Source organism: Nitrincola alkalisediminis (assembly GCF_009821115.1).
In the GTDB taxonomy this organism is placed as follows: Bacteria; Pseudomonadota; Gammaproteobacteria; order Pseudomonadales; family Balneatricaceae; genus Nitrincola; species Nitrincola alkalisediminis.
This window is the reverse complement of the sequence record NZ_VYTY01000002.1, coordinates 400,928-425,073: the sequence shown is the minus strand read 5'-3', so window position 1 is coordinate 425,073 and position 24,146 is coordinate 400,928. Positions and strand designations below refer to the sequence as shown.

23 protein-coding genes are annotated in these 24,146 nt (G+C 47.6%); 11 read left to right on the top strand and 12 right to left on the bottom strand.

What is annotated here, in order from left to right:
- Nucleotides 1-41: 41 nt before the first annotated feature.
- Nucleotides 42-293, top strand: coding sequence for a hypothetical protein (locus F5971_RS05085; protein ID WP_237748540.1), 252 nt, complete (start codon nt 42-44; stop codon nt 291-293).
- Nucleotides 294-333: 40 nt separating this feature from the next.
- Nucleotides 334-1,227: a putative metalloprotease CJM1_0395 family protein gene (locus tag F5971_RS05080; RefSeq protein ID WP_193494334.1), complete on the top strand. Its 894-nt coding sequence runs from the start codon at nt 334-336 to the stop codon at nt 1,225-1,227.
- Here F5971_RS05080 and F5971_RS05075 read toward each other — a convergent pair.
- Together F5971_RS05075 and xseA are read right to left on the bottom strand one after the other, a co-directional pair.
- Nucleotides 1,224-1,997, bottom strand: coding sequence for an alpha/beta fold hydrolase (locus tag F5971_RS05075; protein WP_036509391.1), 774 nt, complete (start codon nt 1,995-1,997; stop codon nt 1,224-1,226). The two genes, F5971_RS05080 and F5971_RS05075, sit on opposite strands and share 4 nt — an antisense overlap.
- Nucleotides 1,998-2,010: 13 nt before the next feature.
- Entirely contained in the window at nt 2,011-3,348 is a 1,338-nt protein-coding gene (xseA, locus tag F5971_RS05070) for an exodeoxyribonuclease VII large subunit (protein WP_193494333.1), read from the bottom strand.
- 155 nt (nt 3,349-3,503) lie between these two features.
- On the opposite strand from xseA, the gene guaB reads away from it, so the two are divergent.
- Both guaB and guaA read left to right on the top strand, forming a co-directional pair.
- Nucleotides 3,504-4,973, top strand: a complete 1,470-nt coding sequence (gene guaB / locus F5971_RS05065) for an IMP dehydrogenase (protein ID WP_193494332.1) — start codon at nt 3,504-3,506, stop codon at nt 4,971-4,973.
- 130 nt (nt 4,974-5,103) lie between these two features.
- Complete coding sequence (gene guaA / locus F5971_RS05060; RefSeq protein WP_193494331.1) at nt 5,104-6,684, top strand: glutamine-hydrolyzing GMP synthase; 1,581 nt, start codon at nt 5,104-5,106, stop codon at nt 6,682-6,684.
- A gap of 130 nt (nt 6,685-6,814) precedes the next feature.
- Here guaA and F5971_RS05055 read toward each other — a convergent pair whose 3' ends face one another.
- The 4 genes from F5971_RS05055 to F5971_RS05040 all read right to left on the bottom strand — a co-directional run bounded on the left by F5971_RS05055 (nt 6,815) and on the right by F5971_RS05040 (nt 8,566).
- Nucleotides 6,815-7,036, bottom strand: coding sequence for a HigA family addiction module antitoxin (locus tag F5971_RS05055; protein ID WP_193494330.1), 222 nt, complete (start codon nt 7,034-7,036; stop codon nt 6,815-6,817).
- A gap of 12 nt (nt 7,037-7,048) precedes the next feature.
- On the bottom strand, nt 7,049-7,174 hold the full coding sequence (locus F5971_RS18780; protein ID WP_425489321.1) for a type II toxin-antitoxin system RelE/ParE family toxin: 126 nt from the start codon (nt 7,172-7,174) through the stop codon (nt 7,049-7,051).
- Nucleotides 7,175-7,317: 143 nt separating this feature from the next.
- A complete protein-coding gene (dmeF, locus tag F5971_RS05045; RefSeq protein WP_036509403.1) occupies nt 7,318-8,265 on the bottom strand; it encodes a CDF family Co(II)/Ni(II) efflux transporter DmeF in 948 nt (315 codons plus the stop codon).
- Nucleotides 8,266-8,293: 28 nt separating this feature from the next.
- Complete coding sequence (locus F5971_RS05040) at nt 8,294-8,566, bottom strand: metal/formaldehyde-sensitive transcriptional repressor (RefSeq protein ID WP_193494328.1); 273 nt, start codon at nt 8,564-8,566, stop codon at nt 8,294-8,296.
- Nucleotides 8,567-8,839: 273 nt separating this feature from the next.
- Here F5971_RS05040 and tadA point away from each other — a divergent pair, with 273 nt between their 5' ends.
- A complete protein-coding gene (gene tadA, locus F5971_RS05035) occupies nt 8,840-9,337 on the top strand; it encodes a tRNA adenosine(34) deaminase TadA (protein ID WP_193494327.1) in 498 nt (165 codons plus the stop codon).
- On the opposite strand, the gene mltF is transcribed toward tadA, so the two are convergent.
- The gene (mltF, locus tag F5971_RS05030) at nt 9,312-10,796 is read right to left on the bottom strand and encodes a membrane-bound lytic murein transglycosylase MltF (protein ID WP_193494326.1); all 1,485 of its coding nucleotides are present in this window, start codon (nt 10,794-10,796) and stop codon (nt 9,312-9,314) included. The two genes, tadA and mltF, sit on opposite strands and share 26 nt — an antisense overlap.
- A gap of 109 nt (nt 10,797-10,905) precedes the next feature.
- Here mltF and purL point away from each other — a divergent pair, with 109 nt between their 5' ends.
- Nucleotides 10,906-14,808, top strand: coding sequence for a phosphoribosylformylglycinamidine synthase (gene purL / locus F5971_RS05025; RefSeq protein WP_193494325.1), 3,903 nt, complete (start codon nt 10,906-10,908; stop codon nt 14,806-14,808).
- A gap of 107 nt (nt 14,809-14,915) precedes the next feature.
- On the opposite strand, the gene F5971_RS05020 is transcribed toward purL, so the two are convergent.
- Nucleotides 14,916-15,515 carry an OmpA family protein gene (locus F5971_RS05020; RefSeq protein WP_112159333.1) on the bottom strand — a complete coding sequence of 200 codons (600 nt, stop codon included), beginning with the start codon at nt 15,513-15,515 and terminating at the stop codon, nt 14,916-14,918.
- 158 nt (nt 15,516-15,673) lie between these two features.
- A complete protein-coding gene (locus tag F5971_RS05015) occupies nt 15,674-15,973 on the bottom strand; it encodes a YciI family protein (RefSeq protein ID WP_193494324.1) in 300 nt (99 codons plus the stop codon).
- Between the two features lie 217 nt (nt 15,974-16,190).
- Between F5971_RS05015 and F5971_RS05010 the strand changes: the two genes are divergently transcribed.
- The 4 genes from F5971_RS05010 to rluB all read left to right on the top strand — a co-directional run bounded on the left by F5971_RS05010 (nt 16,191) and on the right by rluB (nt 19,115).
- Complete coding sequence (locus tag F5971_RS05010; RefSeq protein ID WP_193494323.1) at nt 16,191-17,027, top strand: PHP domain-containing protein; 837 nt, start codon at nt 16,191-16,193, stop codon at nt 17,025-17,027.
- 44 nt (nt 17,028-17,071) lie between these two features.
- A complete protein-coding gene (locus tag F5971_RS05005; protein ID WP_193494322.1) occupies nt 17,072-17,692 on the top strand; it encodes an L-threonylcarbamoyladenylate synthase in 621 nt (206 codons plus the stop codon).
- Nucleotides 17,693-17,774: 82 nt separating this feature from the next.
- Nucleotides 17,775-18,170 (top strand): H-NS histone family protein, encoded by a 396-nt coding sequence (locus tag F5971_RS05000; protein ID WP_036509417.1) that lies wholly within the window; start codon nt 17,775-17,777, stop codon nt 18,168-18,170.
- A 33-nt stretch (nt 18,171-18,203) separates the two neighbouring features.
- Nucleotides 18,204-19,115 (top strand): 23S rRNA pseudouridine(2605) synthase RluB, encoded by a 912-nt coding sequence (gene rluB, locus F5971_RS04995; protein WP_193494321.1) that lies wholly within the window; start codon nt 18,204-18,206, stop codon nt 19,113-19,115.
- A 35-nt stretch (nt 19,116-19,150) separates the two neighbouring features.
- Here the strand turns inward: rluB and F5971_RS04990 are convergent, their stop codons facing one another.
- The 3 genes from F5971_RS04990 to ubiG form a co-directional block, all read right to left on the bottom strand.
- Nucleotides 19,151-19,894 (bottom strand): YciK family oxidoreductase, encoded by a 744-nt coding sequence (locus tag F5971_RS04990; RefSeq protein ID WP_036509421.1) that lies wholly within the window; start codon nt 19,892-19,894, stop codon nt 19,151-19,153.
- A 71-nt stretch (nt 19,895-19,965) separates the two neighbouring features.
- A complete protein-coding gene (locus F5971_RS04985) occupies nt 19,966-20,631 on the bottom strand; it encodes an HAD-IA family hydrolase (RefSeq protein ID WP_193494320.1) in 666 nt (221 codons plus the stop codon).
- The gene (ubiG, locus tag F5971_RS04980; protein ID WP_193494319.1) at nt 20,628-21,350 is read right to left on the bottom strand and encodes a bifunctional 2-polyprenyl-6-hydroxyphenol methylase/3-demethylubiquinol 3-O-methyltransferase UbiG; all 723 of its coding nucleotides are present in this window, start codon (nt 21,348-21,350) and stop codon (nt 20,628-20,630) included. The genes F5971_RS04985 and ubiG overlap by 4 nt, the downstream gene beginning before the upstream one ends.
- A gap of 146 nt (nt 21,351-21,496) precedes the next feature.
- On the opposite strand from ubiG, the gene gyrA reads away from it, so the two are divergent.
- Entirely contained in the window at nt 21,497-24,136 is a 2,640-nt protein-coding gene (gene gyrA, locus F5971_RS04975; RefSeq protein ID WP_036509422.1) for a DNA gyrase subunit A, read from the top strand.
- Nucleotides 24,137-24,146 lie beyond the last annotated feature (10 nt).

Below are 24,146 nucleotides of genomic sequence, written 5' to 3'. Positions count from 1 at the left end.
TTTCTAACAACTTAAGAAACAAAAAAGCAAACAGGTGACGTATGAATATCAATGGTGTTTCTGCCCAGGCAACGGGGCTTTTGAACGTTAATCGTGGATTGGATAACAATCAGCGCCAGGCAGGTGATATTCAAGGAACAGGCCGTTCAGATCGGCCTGAATTGGCGACGGGTGTTGAAGTCAATCCGGCTGTTGCTCAATCTGCTGTTAATGCAAATGTTGCTGCGGCTTCCACGCAAGTGGTGAGCGAGAGCAGCGAAGTTCTAGGCTCAATGATTGATACCCGAGTGTGAGTAAACCTATCGGGTTTTGAATTAAACGGAGGGCTGTTGTATGCAAATCAATAGCTATACTCCTGTTATCCCTGCAGGAGGAAAAAGTGCGAACACTGGCGCGATTTCCTCTTTGCCAGTCTCTGCAAACGCTTCTGAGGTCGACACCAAAAATTCGGCCTCTCTGCCTCCTCCTTCGACTCGCATCGTTCCCACTGAAGGTGTTAATGCGCCTGTAAACAGGGTGTCGTCCTCTACGTCTGTTTCCAAAGCCGAACAGCAGCAAGAGCAACAAAAACAGCAGGTTTTACAAGAGTTGGCGAGTCGTGATCGTGAGGTCAAGCAACACGAACTGGCGCACAAGGCGGCGGGTGGTCGTTATGCAGGAGCGATTACTTATGACTTTCAGCGTGGACCTGATGGTGTGATGTATGCTGTTGGGGGGTCTGTCAGTATCGATACCTCGCCAGTTCCCGGAGATCCTAAAGCCACTCTAGAAAAAGCCGAAACCATTGTCAGGGCCGCTTTAGCTCCAGCTGAGCCGTCAACTCAAGATTTAAAGGTGGCAGCGAGTGCTCGGGCGATGGCGAACGAAGCTAGGGTTGAGCTTCAGAAAGAGCAGGCCGAAAAATTGGCCAAAGAGACAGAGTCTTCTGACGAGACAGCAAGTCAAACGATAGGCGCTGAGCAAGAGGAAGAAACGCCAGCCCTTAGCACTGTGCAAGCGTTTCGCTCCGAAGCTGAGACCGAAGAGGAATCTCAGCGAGAAAAACGTGAAGAGATTGCTGAAGCACTAAAAGAGCAACGACAGGAAACGGCCGAAAAGTTGAAAGAATTTGTGCGTCAGCTGTCTGAAATTCAAGAAAAGATTAAAGAGTTGAATCTCCGCTTAGTTGAAACAGGCGCCTTGCAGCGCCTGAATGAACCCGGCTCTTTATTTGACACTCAAGCTTAACTCTTTCCCTCACTCAGTAGAAAGCGCTCAACCAATTTTAGGAAGAGCGCAGGTTTTTCTGCATGTGGCCAATGACCCGTGCCTTCAATAATTTTGAACTGATAGTTCGGAAAGAGTGTTTCTATCGATTGCTGATGCTCGCGCTGAATATAGGCAGACAAGCCGCCTTTTATGAACAGGGTAGGGCCTTGGTAAGGTGTACCCTTAGGGGCGGCTGATATGTTTTTATATTCCTGTTCTAACACGCTTAGATTCATACGCCAAGCAAACTGCTTTGTCGGTGTTCTGTAGAGATTTTTGAGTAGAAAGGCTCGGGTAGAGGCCTCTGGAATCATGTGTTTAAGTTGCTCATCCGCCTCATTGCGTGAGGATAGGGATGGTAGATCAATGTTCGATAAACCACTAAAGACTTGCTCATGATGATGCGGGTAGGCTACAGGTGAAATGTCAGCAACAATCAGTTTTGAAATCAGTTGAGGTTGATTGAGTGCTAACTCCATCGCCACTTTCCCCCCCATAGAATGACCAAGCATATAGCAAGGGGCCACTCCAAGGGTGTCGATCAATTCGACTAGGTCTTGTGCCATGCTGGGGTAGTCCATGGTCTCTGAATGGGGGGAGCGACCATGATTGCGCAAATCAATGCTGATAACATCGAAGTGCTCGCTAAGTGTCTTACTGATTCCTCCCCAATTCTCCAAGGTACCAAAAAGTCCGTGTAAAATAAGTAAAGGAGCACCGTTACCGGAACGTTGATAATGAAGTTGCATAGAAGATCTCATTTTATGTCGACGAATTATCGATACGAGTGACGCTCAGCGCTAAGCTGCCTTTTGACAGTCTTGCGTTGATTGTTTCATTAAGCTTAACCTGACTCGATTCAGTAATACCTAAGCCATCGGCTGTTTGCAAAATGGCATAGCCTCGGCTGAGCGTAGCCAGTGGGCTCACTTGATGCAGAAGCGCGGCTTGGTGTTTTAAGCGATTATGTTGATGATTTATGAGTTGGTGCATCGCTAACCTGTGTCGTGCGTCTAGTTGCTGTAGGTATCGATGGTGCTGCTGAACTAAATTGAAAGGCGCCTGCTTCATCAGCCGTTTATTCAGCTGTTCAAGTTTAAGCTGAGTATTTTTGATTTGGCGTTGCATCAGCGAGTGTAGACGCAGCTCAGCTCGATCAATGCGTTGGGCCTGCTCTCTGAGTTTATCGCCTGGGTGGCGTAAACGCTTTTTCAGATGAGAGAGCGACTGACGGCTTGTATCCACCTTCAGCAGTATGGCTTGATAAAGTTGACGAGTCAGGCGCGATAGTTGGTTGTGTATATCGAGTTGATTCGGGCTCAAGATTTCAGCGGCCGCAGAAGGCGTCGGAGCTCGATAGTCCGCCACCCAGTCGGCAATGGTGATATCGGTCTCATGCCCCACAGCCGAAACGATGGGGAGTTGGCTGGCAAAAATAGCACGAGCCACGCTTTCTTCGTTAAAAGGCCAAAGATCCTCAAGCGAGCCACCGCCACGTCCTACAATTAAAACATCACAGCGACGATCACGATTGGCAAATTCAATGGCCTTGACGATTTGCCCTGCAGCTTCTTTTCCTTGCACGGCTGTCGGATAGAGTGTGACCTCTAAACCGGGAAAACGGCGCTGGAGTACGTGTAAAATATCATGTATCGCAGCTCCCGTTGGCGACGTGATGATACCAAGATGCGTGGGGTGTACAGGCAGTGCGCGTTTATGCTCAGTGGAAAATAACCCTTCAAACTGAAGCTTGGCCTTCAAGGCTTCAAATGCAATTTGCAATTGCCCAGTTCCGCCAAGTGCCATTTGTTCTGCAATGAGTTGGAAGTCTCCACGACCTTCATACAAGCTTACTTTGGCAGTAAGAACCACTCGGTCGCCCTCTTTGGGCAGTGTTCGAATAAACTGAGTACGGTTTTTAAACATCGCACAGCGAACCTGTGCACGTGCGTCTTTTAAGGTGAAATACCAATGGCCAGAGGAGGGGCGCGCCAAATTGGAAATCTCCCCTTCCACTTGAATAAGGCTAAACGAGGACTCTAATAATGTTTTGGCAGACTGATTGAGTTCGCTGACAGAGAGAGGTTTGGATAAATTCATAAGAATGATTGGACTGACTCATCGTTTTGTCTAAGGTCGGTTACATAAAAATAACACAGTATTGACATTGAAAGCTTGGGGTAGATTGAGAAATTATACTATCTTGTATATACTAATGGGTCTTATTTTTCCAATGTCAGACAGGCTGCTTGATAATGTTGCGAATCGTTGAAGAAGCACTTACCTTTGATGATGTACTTTTAGTACCTGGGTATTCAGAAGTACTGCCAAAAGACGTTTCACTGAAAACCCGCCTCACCAAGGGCATTGAATTAAATGTGCCTTTAGTATCGGCAGCGATGGACACCGTGACTGAAGCCCGTTTAGCAATCGCTATGGCGCAAGAAGGCGGTATTGGTATTATTCACAAGAACTTAGCGCCAGAGCTACAGGCCGCTGAGGTTCGTAAGGTCAAGAAATATGAGTCAGGGGTTGTCTCCGAACCTGTGACATGCTCGCCAGATACCCGCGTAAAAGAAATTCTTGAAATGGCCCAAAATTATGGTTTTTCAGGATTTCCTGTACTTGATGGCGAGGATTTAGTTGGGATCGTGACCAGTCGAGACGTCCGCTTTGAAAGCAATATGGATGCGCGTGTCGAATCCATCATGACGCCAAAAGATCGGTTAGTGACGGCAAAAGAAGGCGATGACCCTGTTTATATTCGTGATTTATTGCGTCAGCATCGAATTGAAAAAATTCTGTTGGTCGATGATAACTTCCGCTTAACGGGCATGATGACCGTTAAGGATATGAGCAAAGCCAAAGCCTTCCCTTATGCTGCTAAAGACGGCAAAGGACGCTTGATCGTCGGTGCGGCTGTTGGAACTGGGCCAGAAACACCTGAGCGCGTTGAAGCCTTGGTGAACGCTGGTGTCGATTTAATCGTCGTTGATACGGCGCACGGCCACTCGAAAGGCGTTATTGATCGCGTAAGTTGGGTTAAAGAGAATTTCCCGCAGGTTCAAGTAGTGGGGGGCAACATTGCGACAGCGGAGGCCGCCATTGCGTTGGCTGAAGCGGGTGCGGACGGTGTAAAAGTCGGCATAGGTCCAGGCTCTATTTGCACCACACGTATCGTTGCCGGTATTGGTGTTCCTCAGATTAGCGCGGTCGCGAATGTTTCCGAAGCTTTGAAGCCTTACGGTGTGCCTGTGATTGCTGATGGCGGTATCCGTTTCTCGGGTGATATCTCTAAAGCGATAGCGGCTGGCGCGTCGGCTGTAATGGTCGGCTCGATGCTGGCGGGTACGGATGAAGCACCGGGCGAAGTTGAGCTTTTCCAAGGTCGTTCTTTCAAGTCATACCGTGGTATGGGATCTTTAGGGGCGATGTCGGGATTGACTGGCTCATCGGATCGCTATTTCCAAGACGCGAAGGCGGGTGTGGAGAAGCTTGTGCCCGAAGGTATCGAAGGGCGTGTGCCCTGTAAAGGCCCTATGCACAATGTTGTTCATCAGTTGATGGGTGGGTTGCGTGCTTCCATGGGCTATACAGGCTGTGCAACCATTGAAGAAATGCGCGCTAAGCCTAAGTTCGTTCGGATTACCAGCGCGGGTATTACTGAGAGTCATGTTCATGATGTCAGCATTACAAAAGAAGCACCTAACTACCGCGTAGGCTAAATCTGATACGGTATTTTTTGATTAAAGTGGGGCGTTTGCTGCCCCATTTTTTGTTTTTAAACCCGGCTGCTCAAACGCTTTTGCTGCAGCGGATTTGATGATTAGACTAGCCTTCACCGGAGTCACTGAAATGAGTAAAGATATTCATGCGCAACGAATTCTAATTTTGGATTTCGGTTCGCAGTATACCCAGTTGATCGCCAGACGCGTTCGAGAGCTTGGCGTCTATAGCGAGATTCATGCTTTTGACATGAGTGAAGAAGCAATACGTGAATTCGCGCCAAAAGGAATTATTTTGGCTGGTGGGCCTGAGTCAGTGACTGAATTGGACTCACCAAGGGCACCAGAGGTCGTATTCGATCTTGGCGTTCCTTTACTCGGGATTTGCTATGGCATGCAGACCATGGCTGAGCAGTTGGGCGGTGCGGTCGAGTCGTCTGAAAAGCGAGAGTTTGGTTATGCGCGGGTGCGTTTAGCCAGCAGCCCAAGTCGCTTATTGGAAGGTATCGATGACCATATCGCCAATAACGGCTCCTTATCTTTAGATGTTTGGATGAGTCATGGCGATAAAGTAACTGTGATGCCTGAAGGGTTTCATGTGATTGCATCGACTGAGTCAGCGCCAGTTGCGGCGATGTGCGATCCTGCGCGTCAGTTTTATGCCGTTCAGTTCCATCCTGAAGTGACGCACACTAAACAAGGTATGCGGATTCTGGATCGCTTTGTTCGAGAGATCTGCGGTACTGATGCGTTGTGGACAGCACAAAACATCATTGATGACCTTATTGCCAAAGTGCGTGATCAAGTCGGTGACGAAAAAGTTCTGTTGGGCTTGTCAGGGGGTGTTGACTCATCCGTTGTGGCGGCCTTATTGCACAAGGCAATCGGTGATCGTTTGACCTGCGTTTTTGTTGATAATGGTTTGTTGCGTAAAAACGAAGGCGAGCAGGTCATGGACATGTTTGCGCGTAACATGGGTGTGAATGTTATTCGTGCCGATGCTGAAGAACGTTTCTTAGGACGCCTGGTTGGTGAAACAGACCCTGAAGCCAAGCGTAAAGCAATTGGTAACACCTTTATTGAAGTCTTTGATGAAGAGGCTGAGCGTCTAACTGAGTGCCGTTTCTTGGCGCAGGGCACTATTTACCCTGATGTTATTGAGTCTGCCGCCTCAAAAACAGGCAAGGCCCATGTAATCAAGTCGCATCACAATGTGGGTGGACTGCCAGAGGACATGAAGTTTGATCTGGTTGAGCCTTTGCGTGAGCTTTTTAAAGACGAAGTTCGCAAGATCGGTTTAGAGCTAGGCTTGCCCTATGACATGGTCTACCGTCACCCCTTCCCAGGCCCAGGCTTAGGTGTTCGCATCTTGGGTGAGGTGAAAAAAGAGTACGCGGATATTCTTAGAGAAGCTGATGCCATTTTCATCGAAGAATTGCATAAAGCCGATTGGTACCACAAAACCAGCCAAGCCTTTGCTGTGTTTTTACCTGTGAAGTCCGTGGGTGTTGTGGGTGATGGCCGTCGATACGAATACGTTATCGCGTTGAGAGCGGTTGAAACGATTGATTTCATGACCGCGCGTTGGGCACATTTGCCTTACGACTTGTTGGAGACCGTTTCCAGCCGCATCATCAATGAAATCGCACAGGTTTCACGTGTGACCTATGATGTGTCGAGCAAGCCGCCAGCTACGATTGAGTGGGAGTGACAGGTTAAGCCTGTAAAATAAAAAAGGCGCTTGTGCGCCTTTTTTGTTAGGTTAAGGTATCAGTCAGTTAACCAGCAGGTTGTAATGCTTTTATCGGTGGTTGCGGGTGTTGTTTGGCTTGGGCCAGATCCTAGTTCATCTGCATAGTGAGCCAAGCGCGGGCAGTGCTCACTCCTGCCATTTCTAGACGAAGAGCAAGGTCAGGGCTGATCGTCGCTCGGCCGTTCAGTGCACGAGACAAAGCTACGCGGGGCATGCCTAGTCGCTCAGCAGTTTCCTTAACGGTCAGGCTCAGCTCGACAATGACGTCATCGCGCAGCAATTCGCCGGGGTGTAGAGGGTTTATCATCATTGTTTTTTCTCCCTAGTGGTAATCGATGTAATTGACCAATTCAACATCCACTCCAATGAACCGAAAGGTCACACACCGGTTGCCGTTTACTCGGATTGAGCAGTATCTGTTCAGCGCTCTTTTGGCATGGGAAAGCAAGCTTGAGCTAGACAGAATGAGGACTATTCTGGAAGAGGCGATTCGATCAGAAAAATGGCTACCGATGTGCGATTCTCTTAGAGGTTCAAATGATGATGAAAGGGTAGATTCAGTAAAGCTAGAATCTCTCAAGTCAATCAACCTCAGTAAACAGGCTGCACCTCAACAGTAATATGCGACAGTTCATGAATGTGCTCAAGTTGTGCCTTGTAATGAGCAGGTTCTTTCGGTTCCTGAGTCGCTAACGCGATGATCGCTGCAAAATGACCAGGGCCGACTTGCCAAACATGTAGGTCGGTGATTCGGTCCTTGCTGTGAGTCATCGCTTCCTGAATTTCTTGGCGTACGGCTTCTCCCTCAGAGGCGGCGTCGAGCAGAACACTTCCAGCGTCACGGATCAAACTCCAAGACCAGCGAGCAATAACCAGTGCACCCACCACACCCATGATGGGATCTGCCCATTGCCAACCATAGCTGCGACCGAGTAGCAGCGCGACAATCGCTAAGATTGAAGTTAGAGCGTCAGCCAGAACATGTAGATAGGCGGCACGGAGGTTGTTATCACGTGCTTTAGGATGATGGTCGTGGTGATGCGCGTCATGTGCGTGGGCATGATGGTGGTGATGGTGGGAGTGATCATCTTTTAGCAGCCACGCGGAGACTAGGTTGACGATCAAGCCGACAACGGCCACCGCGATGGCCTGTTCGAACTGGATGGCGACAGGATTGGTTAAACGAAGAAAACTCTCCCAGCCGATTAACAGCGCGATCAGCGCCAGCACTACGGCACTGGCAAATCCGGCAAGATCACCGAGTTTGCCAGTGCCAAACGTGAAGCGTGGGTTATTTGCATGTCGACGCGCGTAGCGGTAGGCCAAGACAGTAATCAGCATTGCACCAGCGTGAGTGGACATATGCCAGCCATCGGCCACTAGCGCCATCGAACCATAGACCGTACCTGCGATGATTTCGATCACCATCATGCTGGTGGTCAGTGCGATGACCAACCAGACTTTACGTTCGTTTCGTTGGTGGTCATCGCCTAAAAAGGAGTGAGAGTGGCTCATTGTCGAAACCTGTGTACTTGCCATCTTTGATATTCCTAGAGGTTCTATGGAGTTATTTCATGTAGGTTCGAATGACCTCGATCATTTCCTCACCGGCTTGTCGGCGTTCATCCTCGGTTGGTGCGGCGATGATGTGCTCACGAAGATGGGCTTCCATCACTTCAGATGTCAGCCCCGTTACGGCGCCTCGCACGGAGGCGATTTGACGTAGTACCTCGCTACAGGCGGCGTCTGTCTCTAAGGCGCGTTCAACCCCCTCAAGCTGACCCCTGAGTCGACGAACGCGTGCGATGAGTTTTTCTTTTTGACGAGTCGTATGAGCCATAAGATTGTATCCCAAATATAGTATAGGGGGGTATGTTACAGCATGAATAGAAATGGGTAAAGACTAGCTGGTTTGGTCTAGGTGATAGAGTCGGTGGGAGTGACCAATCAAAAATATAGAAGTGCCTTTAAGCGCTCATTTCAAAAAACCGAATGGAAACAACGCAGAACTCACGTATAATCACAACCTCACAATCAAGCTTAATCCAAGTGCGCTTACGTATTGATTGTAAATACATTTTTTCGTTTGGTATCAAGTGAATCTATAACAGCTATGTCGACTGAACAAACCGATCAACAATGGATGAGGCAAGCCTTGGACTTGGCTCAGCATGCGGCCGATCTAGGCGAGGTGCCTGTTGGGGCTTTAGTTGTTTTGGATGGGCAGATAATCGGGCGAGGTTGGAATCGCCCGATCACGGGGCATGATCCTTGTGCGCATGCGGAGGTGATCGCCTTACGTGAGGCTGCCTTAGCGGTGCAAAACTATCGATTGGTGAATGCGGATCTTTATGTGACGCTTGAGCCTTGCATGATGTGTGCAGGTGCTATTGTTCATGCCCGTATCAGGCGAGTGATTTATGGGGCATTAGAGCCCAAGGCAGGAGCCCTTATCAGTCAGCTTCAAGCGCTCTCGTTGGCGCATCTCAATCACAAGCCCGACGTGATTGGCGGTGTGTTGGCAGCAGAGTCTAGCGAGTTAATTAGCCAGTTTTTTCGGCGCCGTCGTGAAGAACAAAAGCGCCTTAAAGGCTTGGCGCAAAATTCCTAAGCACGCGTTCGCTAATGTCTTGCAGACTGTCTTCCGATAAGGGTGGTAAGGTGCTGAACTGCTCTAGAATTGAATTGCTTTGTAATTCCCACTGTAAAATATCCATGTACTTAATAATGTTATCTACATACTGCACAGGTTCATGTCCACGTGCGTATCCGTGCCGCAGTTGGCTGTAGTAACGTTCTTGTGCCAGCAGAGGCAGGTGTAAGCGAACATCCTCCCAGCGATCAGGGTTTTTGCCCTTTTGTTGCGTAAGTCGTCGCGCGTCAAGAAGGTGTCCATATCCTATATTATAGGCAGCGAGAGCAAACCATGTGTGATCGGGTTCGGGTATTCGATCGGGAATTCGGCGTTTCATTTGTTGCAGATAGCGCGCGCCGCCCATGATGCTTTGTTCAGGGTCGGTGCGATCCTCAACATCCACTTCGCTTGCGGCTGCGTGTGTCAGCATCATGATGCCTCTAACGCCGGTGGCTGAAACAGCATCAGGGTTCCAATGAGATTCCTGATAGCCAAGGGCGGCCAGTAGCTCCCACGCAAATCCAGTTTCATTGGATGCATTCTTAAAATAAGGCTCTAGGGGTACGAGTCGTTCTTCTAGGTGTTTTCGAAACGAAAGAGTGTCAAAAAAATTCAACGGATTTTGTTGTGAAAAGTAACGGGCTTCCAGTGTTGCGATTAGCGTCTGAGTCTCTTCTAAAGCGAAAAAGCGATACATCTCTTTCAGAAGAGAGGTGTCGTTACTTTTGGTTAAAAACCAGCTGATAGGTTTGGGGTCACCCAAGGCGAAGGCTTTGCGAAGGCCTGGAAAAAAAGAGCGCTGAGTATTAAAAAAATAGGAGTCGATTAAGGTGAAGTCCAGCTCTTGGTTATGCACTGAGCGCAGAAGATCGATCATATCTTGGTTTTCTCGCTCCTCCCAAGTGAGTTCAGAATGCTCCTGTTGGATTTGCTCTAATATGTCTGCATAGCTAGAATTCGCAAGGATGGCAATCGATTTTCCATAGAGTTGTTCAATGGATTTAGGGGCTTTAAACCCTTGGCGAGTACGATAGATAACCGACGGTGCCGATTCGCGATAGGTGGGGCCGGGAATCAATTGATTTAAGCGTTGATCGGTGTTTAACAAGTTTGCAGCGATAAAATGAGCGCTGCGTTGATTGAGTAACGAAAAGAGTTCGTTTAAGTCTTTGCTGATGTACAGTTCTAGCTCAACGCCGAGGTGATCGGCAAAGGCCTTGGTCAGTTCATATTCAAAGCCGACGGCTTCGCCGCGCTCAAGGTAGTAGGTCATTGGATTATTAATGGTGGCGACGCGAAGAATGCCTTGATCTCTGATATAATCAAGCTGGGTTGATGATCGAAGACTGATCATTACCAGTGAGAACATAAAAATGACGACTGACACAAAGAGTATCAGCTCCCGTAAGGGATGAGGCTTCGTAGTAAATAACATAGTCTCTGCTTTTCTGGTATCCAGTGCCTCAGATCAGGTAAACTATACACTTAATTTCCCGCTGTTAATGCCTGCACGAGGCAGGTACCAAAAGAGGCTCGAAATCGACATGCTCGTTCTGCGTGGAGCACCCGCTCTCTCGGCTTTTCGCCACGATAAGTTGCTATCCTTGTTACAATCGGTGAATTCATCTGTAACAGGCGTATATGCTGAATATATACACTTTGCAAATACTGAAGCTGCATTGAGCTCAGAAGAGCACAAGGTGCTAGATCAGATTCTGACCTATGGACCTCGGGGTGAAACAGAGGTTCCAGATGGAGATCTGTTTCTTGTTATTCCGCGGCCAGGCACCATTTCACCTTGGTCTAGTAAAGCGACCGATATCGCCCATAACTGCGGGCTTAAGTCGATCCGCCGAATTGAGCGGGGTTTAGCCTACTATATTCATGCTGAAAGTGCACTGAATTCAAATCAGCGAGATCAAATATCTGCCTTGCTGCATGACCGCATGACGCAATCCGTTTTTGCTGCGCTGGACGATGGTCAGCGTTTATTCCGGCAGGAAGCGCCAAGGCCTTTGGCCAGTGTTGACCTTCTTAGTGGTGGTCGAGAAGCACTTTCGCAAGCCAATACAACACTGGGCTTGGCGTTAGCTGAAGATGAAATTGACTATCTTTACAGTAGTTTTGTCGAGCTAAAGCGTAATCCTACGGATGTAGAGTTGATGATGTTTGCTCAAGCAAACTCTGAACACTGCCGCCATAAAATCTTCAACGCAAGTTGGGAAATAGATGGTGAGCTACAAGAGAAGTCGCTCTTCGGGATGATCCGCAATACTAACGAGCAAAGTGGTGATCGTGTATTGTCAGCATACAAAGACAATGCCGCCGTTATTGAGGGCACCACAGCGGGTCGTTTTTATCCAGAGCCACAGACGCTTGAATACGCCTATCATCAAGAGCCTATTCATATATTAATGAAGGTTGAGACGCATAACCATCCCACAGCAATTGCACCTCATCCAGGGGCTGCGACGGGATCCGGTGGTGAGATCCGTGATGAAGGTGCAACGGGTAAAGGTGCAAAACCGAAAGCAGGTTTGACGGGCTTTACGGTATCTGATTTGAAAATCCCTGGATTTGAACAGCCTTGGGAGTCTGATTACGGTAAGCCTGAGCGCATCGTGACGCCTCTGGATATCATGATTGAAGGCCCAATTGGTGGTGCTGCATTTAATAATGAGTTTGGTCGTCCGAATTTAACGGGTTACTTCAGAACGTTTGAGCAGCAGGTGCCAGGAGCTGCCGGTGATGAAGTGCGTGGATACCACAAGCCTATCATGATTGCGGGCGGTATGGGTAATATCAAAGCAGAGCATGTTGAAAAAGGGGATATTCCTGTCGGAGCGAAGCTGATCTGCTTAGGTGGGCCTGCGATGTTGATTGGTCTTGGGGGCGGTGCTGCTTCTTCAATGACATCAGGTAGCTCGGCGGAGGATCTGGATTTCGCATCGGTTCAGCGTGAAAACCCAGAGCTGGAGCGTCGCTGTCAAGAAGTGATCGATCGCTGCTGGCAGTTGGCTGACAAAAACCCCATTGCCTTTATTCATGACGTCGGTGCGGGTGGTTTATCCAACGCTTTTCCAGAGCTGGTTAAAGACGGTGGACGTGGTGGGCGTTTTGAGCTGCGCAACATCAATAATGATGAGCCGGGAATGTCGCCATTAGAAATCTGGTGCAATGAAGCGCAAGAACGGTATGTATTGGCGGTTACGCCCGATCAGCTCGAAACCTTCGAGGCCATTTGCGCTCGTGAGCGTTGCCCATACGCAATTGTGGGTGAAGCAACGGATGAACACCACCTTGTCCTGAACGATCAGCATTTTGAATCGAAACCTGTCGATTTACCAATGAGTATTTTATTTGGTAAACCACCAAAAATGCACCGTAGTGTTCAGCGTTCAGCGTACGACTTGCCAGCATTCGAGACGGATGATATTGAGCTGGAAGAAGCGGTTGAGCGTGTATTAAAGTTACCTGCGGTAGCGTCTAAGTCTTTCCTGATCACTATCGGTGATCGCAGTATTACGGGAATGGTGGCAAGAGATCAGATGGTTGGGCCTTGGCAGGTTCCAGTTGCTGACTGCGCCGTGACGGCTGCAGCTTATGACACCTATGCTGGTGAGGCAATGGCAATGGGTGAGCGTACACCTTTGGCCTTGATTGATGCACCTGCTTCAGCTCGGATTGCCATCGGCGAGACTTTGACTAACCTGGCTGCGGCTCGCATAGACGATATTTCGGATATTAAGTTATCAGCCAACTGGATGTGTGCAGCAGGACATCCTGGCGAAGATGAAAAACTCTTTGATGCTGTTGCCGCTGTGGGTATGGATTTATGCCCTGCGTTGGGAATCACCATTCCAGTCGGTAAAGACTCTATGTCGATGCGTACTGTTTGGGCGGAAGATGGTGAAAATAAGAGCGTAACGGCTCCGATGTCATTAATTATTTCAGGCTTTGCGCCTGTGGTTGACATACGCAAAACATTAACGCCTCAGTTGAAAACGGATCAAGGCGAAACGGATCTGATTTTGATTGACTTGGGTGCTGGCAAAAATCGTTTAGGTTTGTCTGCATTGGCGCAAGTCTATAATCAAGTGGGACAAGATGCACCGGATGTGGATGATCCATATTTGCTGGCGTCTTTCTTTGCTGCCATTCAAGAGCTTAACGAGCAAGGTGTGTTGTTGGCTTATCATGACCGTTCAGACGGTGGTGTGTTTGTTACCTTGGTTGAAATGGCGTTTGCTGGGCGTTGTGGTTTAGATATTAGCTTGGATATGTTGGCTTCAGAACAGAATGAAATTGTTCGCTCACTCTTTGCTGAAGAGTTGGGTGCGGTAATTCAGGTTCGCCGTTCTGATGTTGAGATGGTGCTCACTGAGCTGACGGCAGCCGGTTTGGGCGATCTTGTCAGTGTGATCGGTAACATTAACGATGATGACCAGATCAATCTTTATTTTGATGAAGAAGAGATTTTCAGTGAATCTCGTTCAATGCTGCAAAGCTATTGGGCTGAAACCTCGTATCAGATTCAAATGTTGAGAGACAACCCTGAGTGTGCTCAGCAGGAATTTGATCGCATTCTTGATCGAAATGATCCGGGTCTGCATGCGTCTTTGAGCTATGCCATTGATGAAGATGTAGCGGCGCCCTTTATTGCAAAGGGTGTTCGTCCTAAGGTTGCCATCCTGCGTGAGCAGGGGGTTAATGGTCAAGTCGAAATGGCTGCGGCCTTTGAGCGTGCAGGTTTTGCGGCACTTGATGTCCATATGAGTGATATTCTAGCGGGGCGTATTTCGTTAGAGGCCTTCCAGGGTGTTGTTGCCTGTGGTGGTTTCTCCTATGGAGATGTGTTGGGCGCTGGAGAGGGGTGGGCAAAGTCTATTTTGTTCAACTCGTTGGCGCGTGATCAGTTCAGTGCATTTTTTGAAAGACGTGATAGTTTTGCGTTGGGCGTGTGTAATGGCTGTCAGATGATGTCGAATTTGCATAGCCTTATTCCAGGTGCCGAACGTTGGCCGCGTTTTGTGCGTAATCGCTCGGAGCAGTTTGAAGCGCGCGTTGCGATGGTTGAAGTTCAACAGAATGCCTCAATTTTCTTGCAAGGAATGTCAGGATCGCGGATGCCAATCGCGATTGCGCATGGTGAGGGGCGTGCGGAGTTTAGAGATGATCAGCATCTCACTGCCTTGTCTCAATCGGCGGATATCGCGTTGCGTTATGTTGATAACTACGGCAAAGTGACTGAGAGTTATCCAGCAAACCCGAATGGATCTCCATTGGGTATCGCAGGGGTAACAACACCGGACGGACGTGTCACGATTATGATGCCTCATCCTGAACGTGTGTTTAGAGCTGTCCAGAACTCTTGGTATCCAAGTGATTGGAGCGAAGATGGTAGTTGGATGCGGATGTTCCGTAACGCCAGAGTGTTTGTTGGTTAGTTACTGATGGCCCTGCTGCCTTTGGTGGTGGGGTTGTTCTTTGATTTAGTCAATGACAGGCAATAAAAAAGCCACTTTAAAAGTGGCTTTTTTGTGTCAGCGAATCATTATTGACCGCGACGAGTGCCTTTGATTTCAACGTCTACACGACGGTCAGGGCGCAAGCACGCAATCAATTCAGCGCCACGGCCAGAGCAGTTAGCAACTGGTGAGCGGCTACCCATTGAACTGGTAGACATCAAGTTTCTGTTTACGCCAGCGTTCGCAAGCGCAGCAGCAACTGCATCTGCACGACGTTGAGATAGACGGTCATTGTAAGCCATGTTACCGATACGGTCAGCGTGACCTGTTAGGCTGATGCTTTCAACAGTTGCCAAAGAACCAATGTGGTTAACAATCGTAGAGATGTCACCTACACGGGTGCTGTCGAAATCGAAGTAAAGTGCGAATTTACGATCGATATCAGCGACTTCTGGAGCAGGAGCTGGAGCAGGAGCTGGAGCTGGAGCCGGTTCGGCTTGAGCTACATAGCCTGCACAACCTGGAACCGCTTTTTCAGGGGTCCAAGAAGAGGTTTGCCAGCACTCGCCGAAGCTGGTGCGCCATACAGTGTCGCTGGAGTTAGCAGCATAACCAGGAACCTGAGCCTGAGCGGCAGAGAAGCCGAGAGTCATGGCCAGGCCTGCAGCAATTGCAATTTTCTTCATCATCATTTCCTTGTGCCAGGTTGGATGTTGGTCTTTTTAATTAATTGTCAAAGCCTATTAAAGCCCATTATACCTTAACCTAAGGTAAACAGCCTGTCAGGCAGTCTAAAAGGTATGGTTAAGATTTACACAAGTAAGTATAACAGATCCTGCGGGGATCAGGGCAATACCTTCTTGAAGGGTTTAACCAAAACTCTTTTATACACCCCTGCAGCAAAGTATGGATCGTCATCGGCCCATGATTTTGCTGCTTGTAACGAAGCGAACTCCGCTACGATTAGACTTCCAGAGAAGCCTGCCGGGCCGGGCTCTTCACTGTCATTGACAGGATGCGGACCAGCGATTAATAGTCTGCCCTCAGAATTCAGTGCCTGTAATCGCTCTAAGTGAGCGGGTCTGGCCTTCATTCGGGCATCGAGGCTGTTATCCACATCCTCTGCTATTATTGCATAATACATTAGACATCTCTCCTGTTTAAGTATTTGTCAGCAATTTTTATTCAAAAATAAGTATTTTATGCCATGCTCGGGTCTATCATCATCCCTTTATTGACATGATTGCAATATATTACCCAATTCACGTTACACTTAATGTACAGCATTTGAGGTTTGTTTCTATTACATACCTATGGAATGGCGCTCCTTTTGAGCTTAATCCTTTTGCTTGGAGGGACATATGATTCACTATGATTTGCATTTGCACAGTCGTGCATCGGATGGAGCCTTAGCTCCTGCTGAACTGGTCAGCTTGTGTGCCGCTAATGGTGTGCAGGTGATGGCTTTGACGGATCACGATACATTGGCGGGAATTAATGAGGCGAGGTTGGCCGCTGAGCAGATTGGCCTTAATTTAATTGTGGGAACTGAGTTGACCTGTTTATGGAATCGTCGCTCAATTCATATATTGGGGTTGGGGTTGGATGATGCTTTTGAGGGAGTTAATGACTATCAAGCAGAGTTGTTTTGTTTGAGGCAGGAAAGGGCGGAGCGTATCTCCGAGCGCTTAATCAAAAAAGGTGTAGATGCGTCTATATTTGACTTGGCTATGCGTTATTCAGAAGGAGGGCAGATAGGGCGCCCTCATTTTGCTAAAGCGCTGGTTAAGCTAAGAAACGTTAAAACATTGCAGGAAGCGTTTGATCACTATTTGGGGCAAAACAAAGTTGGAGATGTGAAAGCATTGTGGCCTGATTTGAGGCGTTCTGTTGAGTTTATTCGCCAGGCGGGTGGTATTGCCGTTATAGCTCATCCCACTAAGTACAAAATGACATTTACGAAGTTGAGAGAGTTGGTGGCTGACTTTAAAAAAGTAGGCGGAGAGGGAATAGAAGTGGGTTATCCTGGTTTGAATCCGGATCAGGGGCGTGAATTGATTAAGCTGGCGACTCAGCAGGATTTGTTGATGTCGGCGGGGAGTGATTTTCATAATTCATTTAATGCTTGGACATTGCCGGGGCGTTTTCCTGCATTAGAGGTTAATGAACAGCATGTTTTGAATCGTTTGCTGTTATAATTAGATTCATTATGGGCTGTTTTTTATCCTAAAGGGGATGATCTGTGAGTCAATTGTTTCAAATACACCCTGACAATCCGCAAAAGCGTTTGGTTGCTCAGGCCGTAGAAATTCTTAAGAAGGGTGGCGTTATTGTTTACCCTACGGACTGCGCGTATGCCTTGGGTTGCTGTCTTGGTGATAAGCAGGCGATGGAAAGAATTAAGCAAATACGTCAGTTGGATGATAAGCATAACTTTACCCTAGTGTGTAGTGATCTATCGGTTATATCAACGTACGCTAAGGTTGATAACAGTGTTTATCGTTTGCTTAAAGCGCATACGCCTGGTGCTTATACATTTATTCTGAATGCGACAAGCGAAGTGCCGAGAAGGCTGTTGCATCCTAAACGTCGTACTATTGGTATACGCGTTCCGGCCAATAATATTGTCACAGAGTTGCTGAGAGAATTGGGTGAGCCGATTATGAGCACATCTTTAATGCTTCCTGGCGAAGAAATGCCATTGACAGATCCCTACGATATTCGCGAATCACTGCAACATCATGTTGATCTTGTCATAGATGGAGGGTTTTGTGGTATGGAGGCAACAACGGTCGTTAATTTAGTCAATGATGTGCCTGAGGTGGTTAGAGTGGGTGCGGGTGATGTTTCTTTTTTTAATTAAGGCCTGAGCTACTTATACATTTTTTAATTGCGCTATATAATATACCAGTCTGTAACTCTAAAAGTCTTTTAAAGGAAGCACTATGTCTGATTTTATTAAAAACCTGACGCGTAAAAATTCTCTAAGAAAACAATGTCAAGAGCTGTCTCTGCTTGAAATTGAAAAGGTTTTAGGGGACCTTAACGAAATTTATACTGAGCGTAAGGAAGAGGAAGCTAAGCGCGAAGCTGAAGAGAAAGCACGCGTTGAAAAAATCGAACAAATCCGTTTGGCGATGAAAGAAGCAGGTATTGATCTAAACGATCTTGCTGACTTGGTTGAGTCAACTCCGCGTAAAAGTGTAAAAGCTAAATACGTTATTACAGATGACGAAGGCAAAGTGCATGAGTGGTCTGGACGTGGTCGTACACCCGTTATATTCCAAGAATACATGGATGCAAAAGGCATCTCTAAAGAAAATCTTCCAACTGTTGATTAATAATCAAATAGTTGAACAATTAAGGTAGCGTCAGTGGAAAACGAAAAGTTACAAAAAGTATTGGCGCGCTCCGGTTTTGGCTCACGTCGTGAGATGGAGCGTTGGATAGAAGAAAAAAGGCTTACAATTAATGATTCGCTTGCCACGCTTGGTGATCGAGTTGGGCCTTCGGATAAAGTAACCCTGGATGGCCGTAAGATTGACTTGATTTTTTCAGGTCATGTTCCGCGTCGTGTATTGATTTACAATAAGCCGTTGGGTGAGGTGTGTACACGTCATGACCCTGAAGGGCGTCCCACTGTCTTTGATTCCTTGCCTCCTCTTAAGCAAGGGCGTTGGATTGTGGTCGGCCGTTTGGATATCAATACCACGGGGTTGTTAATTTTTACAACCGATGGTGAGTTGGCAAATCTGTTGATGCACCCGTCTGCTCAAATAGATCGTGAGTATGCGGCACGTGTATTAGGCGAAGTCGACGATGACATGTTGGGGCGGTTAAAGCAGGGCGTGTTGTTAGAAGATGGTATGGCTAAGTTCACGGATGTCCGCTTCTTTGACGGAGAGGGGGCGAACAAATGGTTTCACTGTGTGCTGATGGAAGGGCGTAATCGTGAAGTTCGCCGTTTATGGGAATCGCAAGGTATACAGGTTAACCGTTTGAAGCGTGTCCGGTTTGGTCCAGTTTTTCTTCCCAGTGAAGTAAAGGTTGGAACCTGGCGAGAACTCAGTCAAAAAGAATGCAATATGCTGGCGGCTGAAGTAAATCTTGACGTTGATCGAGTAAAGTTTGTACGCACACCTGCTCAGAAAGATGAGGATGTGCGTCGGTATAAAAATCAAAAAGTCAGGCAGGTTGCCAAGGGCGGTGACCAGAACCGACCACAGAAGGCTGAGAAGCCTAAGAAGCGGCCTAGGTCTGTAGGTAAACGAGGGGCTGGGCGTTAATTTTTAGCCTCGGTGTTTGGAGCACAAGGATAGAATTATCCTTGTGCATCCATTGATTGACCGTGAACATCTTTGCTGTCTGGCCCCATTAAATATAAGTAAAGTGGCATGATATCAGCGGGTGTTGGATTTTTTTCAGGTGATTCTGCAGGGTACGCGTAGGCCCTCATCTGAGTACGTGTGGCGCCAGGATTGATCGCATTGACTCGTATGTTGTCTACATTGTCTAACTCGTCAGCCAGTACCTGCATCATTCCTTCAGTGGCGAATTTCGAAACCGCATAAGCACCCCAGTAAGCTTTGCCTTTGCGACCAACGCTAGAGGTGGTGAAGATGATCGATGCATCTTCGGATGCTTGAAGCAGAGGCATCAGTGTCTGCGTGAGCATGAAGGGAGCATTTACGTTGACCTGCATGACTTGTTGCCAGATGATAGGATCGTAATTTTCTAAAGGTGTTCTGACCCCGAGTATAGAGGCGTTATGCAGAATGCCATCAAGTCGTCCAAACTCTTGATGCAGTGTATTGCATAACTCTATATAGTCATGTTCCGTTGCAACATCTAAATTGAGCGGTACGATTGCGGCTTGTGGATATCCAGCTGCCTCGAGCTCATCATAGAGCTTTTCAAGCTTCTCTTGTGTTTTTCCTAGCAGAATAACCGTGGCACCGTGGGCAGCGTATTGGCGAGCGGCTTCTTTACCAATACCATCCCCAGCACCTGTAACCAAGATGATTTTATCTTTCAGTAAATCTGAGGGAGCGTTGTAAGTAAACATAATGTTCTGACTTCCAGCTTTATATTCAGTAAGTATTCTTTCATATAGAGTATGAAGATAGTCTAAATGATTTATATTGATTGTAGCAGTGGTAAAAGCTCTGTGGCGTGATCAACTTTAAAATGGCTTGACCACTCATCAATAGACTCATCGATGGCTAAATAACCAAAACCTGCCGCGATGGTTGTCATGCCAGCCGCATGCCCTGCTTGAATGTCCCGAATATGGTCACCGACGTAGAGGGTTGTCTGAGGGGTGACGTTCATATGTTGGCATGCCAATAGTAATCCTTCAGGAGATGGTTTGCTTACTGTGACATCCTCAGGGCATATAATAGATGCACAGCGTTGGCTTAAGTGAAGTTCGTGTAAAATTTTATGGGTGAAGCGGGCGGGTTTATTTGTTACCACGCCCCAAAGGATGCGTTCTTGATCCAGCCATTCAAGCAGTTCGTTAAAGCCTTCGAATATGGTGGAGTGTAATGCGGGTTGTTTTTCATACTCGCTCAAGAGTTCAGCGAGTAAGTCATTAAACTCTGGGTGTTCAGGCTCAATGTCAAATGCCGTTTGAATGACGGCTTTACCCCCGTTGGAAACAGATCTGCGAAGGGTGTCGTAATCTAGCCTAGAGGAGAGATTGCGTGCTTGTCTCATCTGTGTGGCTAGATGGTAAAAATCAGGCGCGCTATCCACCAGTGTGCCATCTAAATCAAAGAGAACGGCATTGAAAGATCTCATGCTTGCTCCGCTTTTTGTGTGGCCATCATGTAGTTGACATCAACATCTTTGGGTTCGAGTCGATATTTTTGTGTGAGTGGATTGTAGACTAGTCCGGTCATTTCGATGACGCGAAGTTGATTGTCTCGGACCCATTGAGCCAGTTCGGACGGTTTAATGAATTTTGAAAACTCATGTGTGCCCGCTGGGACTAGTTTAAGGAGTCGTTCGGCTGCAAGAATAGCGAAAGCGTAGCTCTTGGGGTTGCGGTTGAGTGTGGATAGGAATAAATGACCACCGGGCTTGACCATGCGGGCGCAGGCTTGAATGACTGAAGCGGGGTTTGGTACGTGCTCAATCATTTCCATGCAGGTTACGATGTCAAATTGTTCTGCATTGCTTTCAGCCATCTCTTCCGCTGTGATTTTTTGATAGCTCACTTTAACACCGCTTTCGAGTCCATGAAGTTTTGCAACTTTAAGCGGAGCTTCGCCCATGTCAATGCCTGTGACGTGAGCACCACGTCTTGCCATGGCTTCAGATAAAATGCCCCCTCCGCAGCCTACATCCAACACTTTTTTTCCAGACAGTTGGCCTATGCGATCAATAAAACCCACACGCAACGGATTGATGTCGTGTAAGGGCTTAAATTCACTGTTTGTATCCCACCAGCGACTGGCCAGTTCTTCAAATTTAGCGATCTCGGCGGGGTCAATGTTGAGTGAACGGGTGTTGCTCATGAGAAGTCTCTTTTAAATACTTAATTTAACCTAATTCTAACACTCATAGCAGAGGTGAGTCAGCGTGTGTTTATGGTACAATACTGCGTTGATGAATTACCGTAATTACGGTGTGTAAGCATACCGAATCAAGGAACACTGAGCGAATGGGTGATCTAGCGAAAGAAGTCCTGCCAGTTAATATCGAAGATGAGCTTAAGCAGTCTTATCTCGACTATGCCATGAGCGTGATCGTAGGGCGAGCCCTACCTGATGTGCGCGATGGCTTAAAGCCTGTTCATCGTCGTGTATTGTTTGCGATGAACGAGCTGGGCAATGACTGGAATAAACCGTATAAAAAATCAGCCCGTGTGGTGGGTGACGTTATTGGTAAATACCATCCTCACGGAGACAGTGCTGTCTACGATACAATTGTTCGTATGGCACAAAATTTTTCGATGCGTGCAACGCTGGTTGATGGACAAGGTAACTTTGGATCCGTCGATGGTGATAGCGCCGCGGCAATGCGTTATACCGAAATTCGAATGGATAAGATTTCGCATGAGCTCTTAGCGGATCTTGATAAAGAAACCGTCGATTTTGTGGATAACTATGATGGTACGGAGCGTATTCCGGCTGTTTTGCCAACACGAGTCCCTAATCTTTTAGTGAATGGCTCGTCAGGTATTGCGGTGGGAATGGCAACGAACATCCCCCCTCATAACCTGTCTGAAGTGGTTAAAGCCTGTTTAGCGCTGATTGATAATCCTGAGCTAACCGTCGATGAGCTAATGGAATACATTCCAGGCCCTGACTTTCCAACGGGAGGCATCATTAATGGTCGTGCGGGGATTTTGCAAGCCTATCGTACGGGGCGTGGTCGAATTTATGTTCGTGCGCGCCACCATGTTGAAGACAATCCCCGTAATGGTCGCCCCATGCTGGTCATTACCGAGATACCCTATCAGCTCAACAAAGCGCGTACCATCGAAAAAATTGCTGAGTTAGTAAAAGAGAAAAAGATCGAAGGTATCAGCGAGCTTCGCGACGAGTCTGACAAAGACGGAATGCGTATTGCCATTGAGTTGCGTCGCGGTGAAGTGGCTGAAGTGATTATCAATAACCTGTTTTCTCAAACGCAGTTGCAAAGTGTGTTTGGGATTAACATGGTTGCGCTGGTTGATGGACAGCCAAAAACCTTAGATTTAAAGTCAATTCTTGAATGCTTCATCCTGCACCGCCGTGAAGTGGTGACGCGTCGTAGCGTTTACGAATTGCGAAAAGCGCGTGAGCGTGCGCATGTCCTTGAAGGATTGGCCATTGCCCTTGCGAATATAGATCCTGTTATACAGCTGATTAAAGAGTCTCCTTCTCCAGCTGAAGCCCGTGAACGACTGATTGCCAAGCCATGGTTGCCGGGTAACGTTCTCGATATGCTTGAGCGCGCTGGCGAAAATGCTTGTCGTCCTGATGATTTAGCGCCTGAATTTGGCATGCGCGATGGGCAGTATTATTTATCGCCCGTTCAGGCTCAAGCTATTCTTGATTTGCGTTTGCATCGCTTAACGGGTTTGGAGCACGAAAAGCTAATCGCTGAATATCAAGGACTTGTTGATAAAATCGCCGAGCTTTTACATATTTTGGGCTCTCGTGAGCGCTTGATGGAAATTATTCGAGAAGAGCTCGAAGCCATCGAAAGTGAATACTCAGATCCACGTCGTACCGAAATTATGGCATCGCAGCAGGATTTAACCCATGCTGATTTAATTACGGAAGAGGACATGGTCTTGACTGTGTCTCATAACGGTTATGCGAAAACTCAGCCGATCACGGATTATCAATCTCAGCGTCGTGGCGGTAAGGGTAAGTCAGCAACGGCGATGAAGGATGAGGACTTCATAGAGCATCTTTTAATTGCCAACACGCACGATACCGTCTTGTGCTTTACCAATAAAGGTAAGGTGTATTGGCTCAAAGTGTATGAAATTCCACCTGCGAGCCGTGCATCACGTGGTCGCCCGATGATTAATATTCTTCCGTTAGACGAAGATGAATGTATTACAACCCTTCTGCCAGTGAAAGAGTTTGACGAAAATCGTTATATTTTCATGGCAACCGCGATGGGTACGGTAAAGAAAACGCCTTTGCAAAGCTTTGCACGTCCGAGAAGCACTGGATTAATTGCTTTGGACACGGTAGATGGCGATCGCTTAATTGGAGCATCGATTACCAATGGCAATGACGATGTCATGTTGGTTACAAGTGCCGGTAAGGCCGTTCGCTTTAATGAGCAAGATGTACGTCCTATGGGTCGAACGGCCCGTGGTGTCCGCGGCGTAAAAATGAACGAAGACACTAGGGTTATTTCTCTTATTATTCCGCAAGAAGGGGGGAATGTACTGACGGCTTCTGAAAAAGGCTATGGTAAGCAAACCGCCGTTGAAGATTTCCCACTGCGTGGGCGTGGCGGTCAAGGCGTTATTGCAATGCAATGCACGGATCGTAACGGAGCCTTAGCCGGTGCTGTTCAAGTATTTGCTGGTGATGGCATGATGCTCATCAGCGATAAAGGAACACTTGTACGTACGCGCACAGATGAAATATCGGTGCTAGGACGCAACACGCAAGGCGTTATGCTGATACGTTTATCTGACGAAGAGAAGCTGGTGGGTATTGCTCGGATAGAAGAGCCAGAGGATGAGCAATCGGATTCTGATACACTTGTCACCGCTTCGGATGATCATGTTCATACTGATTCTGATGTATCTGAGGATCAAGATGTCTCCGATGATCAAGATATAGAGTAATAGGCTTACT